This is a genomic window from Acidovorax sp. KNOB132, from assembly GCF_057541515.1.
Genome location: NZ_BAAJYT010000488.1, coordinates 1 through 1591, shown reverse-complemented (window position 1 = coordinate 1591; position 1591 = coordinate 1). Strand labels below are relative to the sequence as shown.

Sequence of the window (1591 nt, the reverse complement as noted above, 5' to 3'; positions counted from 1 at the left end):
CGGCCACGATGCGGCCCTGCGTGGCGGCGGACACCTGGCCCGCCGACAGCAGCAGCGCCGCCTTGCGCACCAGGGCCGTGGCGTCGGCCACCAGCGGCAGCAGGTTGGCGTAGGTGCAGGCGATGTCGAAGCCGTTGCTCGCGTTGCTGGCGTTTTGCGGCAGGTCGGGCGCGTTCACGAAGATGCCGTTGCGGATGGCGTTCTGCATGAAGTTCAGGTAGCCGCTCACGCTGGTTTCGTTGACGATCTGGAACTCCGGCGCGACCTGGCCGTTGGCGGCCATGGCGGTGGCCGGCGGCACGTAGCCGGGGCGAAAGAAGTTGAACACCGACCCCGCGCGCATCGGGCTTTGCCCCAGGCGCGTGGCGGGGTCGCTCAGGTCGCCGATCTTCCAGCTGCCCTGCGCGGAGCGCAGCCCGAAGGTGCGGCCCCATTGCACGAAGCGCACCATGGGCTCGCGCAGGCGGCCGAACTGCGGGTTCGCCAGCCCCGTGGCGCTGCGTGCTTCGGTGTCGAGCAGCACGGCGGCCACCACCGCGCGCAGGTCGCCCCGGGTGCCGCTGCCGTTGTTGGCGAACGCCGCCGCCACGCGCGCCACGTAGGCGGGGCTGGGGTTGCTGGTCACCAGGCGCTGGATGAGCTGGCGGCCGATGAACGGGCCGACGTTGGGGTGGTTGAAGAGGGTATCGAGCGCCGTCTTGAGCGCCGCCTCGCCGGGCGTGCCGGCCCCGACGGTGGTGCCCAGGAACGTGGCGGCCAGCGTGGAATGCCGGCTGGCGGTCAGCACCATCGGCAGCCGGGCCTGCTGCGGGCTGGGCACGGTGCTGGTGCCCACGGTGGTGGGCTGGTTCTGGCTGCGGTCGTAGTCGTAGCCGGTGAACACGCGCGCCAGGTTGCTCACGTCGGCGGCGGTGTAGGTCTCCAGCCGGTTGCCGCTGCCGTCGCGCTGCTCGGTGCCGTCGGCGTTGAGCTGGTACAGGCCCAGCGTGAACAGCTGCATCACTTCGCGGGCGTAGTTCTCGTCGGGCTGGCGGCCGGTGCGGGCGTCTTCCTTCTGGTTGCCGCGCGTATTCAGGTACACGCCCATGGCCGGGTTCAGCGTCACGGCCTCCAGCAGCGCGCGGAAGTTGCCGAGCGCGTGCGTGTTCAGCACGTCCCAGTAGCCGGCGGCCAGGAAGGCGTTCCAGGTCTGGTCCAGGCCGTTGACCGAGACCACCATGATCTCCGACAGGGCCAGCGCCACGCGCTTGCGCACCGCGTCGCCCGCGGTGAACAGCTGGTTCCACAGCATGAAGTCGGCCGGGTAGGCCGCGTTGTAGAAGCGCGTGTCGGCATTGGCCACGCCGTAGCCGCGCTGGGTGAGCCAGTCGGTGCCCGTGGTGCCGATGGGCTGGGCGAACTGGTTGGCCAGCCAGGCGGCGTAGCCCTGGCCGCGCACCTCGGCGATGGATTCGTCGGTGGCCGAGAACTGCGCCTGCAGCAGAAACCGCGCGGCCTCCTCGTCGGTGGCCGGGGCGTTCACGGCCCCCGTGCCGCCGCCCGAGGGCGCCGGGCTGGGGGCGGGGCTGCCTGTCGCAGGCGGCGCGCTGGG

1 protein-coding gene is annotated in these 1591 nt (G+C 71.7%); it reads right to left on the bottom strand.

Annotation, left to right across the window (positions count from 1 at the left end):
- The coding region (locus AC27IO_RS23995) for a DUF1800 domain-containing protein (RefSeq protein ID WP_498741175.1) at window positions 1-1591 on the bottom strand (1591 nt) is incomplete at both ends.